This window comes from Brevibacterium sp. AGC70, assembly GCF_057334195.1.
The window spans coordinates 238,835-239,067 of record NZ_JBHFIH010000009.1 but is presented as its reverse complement, the minus strand read 5'-3'; the positions used below and the strand labels follow the sequence as shown (position 1 = coordinate 239,067).

1 protein-coding gene is annotated in these 233 nt (G+C 61.8%); it reads left to right on the top strand.

Annotated elements, in window-relative coordinates:
• Positions 1-186, top strand: a 186-nt coding sequence (locus ACE03M_RS06580) for a metal-sulfur cluster assembly factor (protein ID WP_485933221.1), incomplete at its 5' end; no start/stop codon positions are given.
• Positions 187-233: the final 47 nt, after the last annotated feature.

Genomic DNA, 233 nt, shown 5'->3' with positions numbered 1-233 from the left:
GTCGAGATGACCCTGACCTCTGCGGCCTGCCCGTTGACTGATGTCATCGAAGACCAGACCGCTCAGTGCCTCGAAGGCATCGTGCCGGCCTACCGGATCAACTGGGTCTGGATGCCGCCATGGGGTCCTGAGAAGATCACCGACGACGGTCGCGAACAGATGCGTGCCCTCGGCTTCAACATCTGAGTTCTGATACTGCAGACGTCCCCGCGGGGACGTCACACCCTCACCTC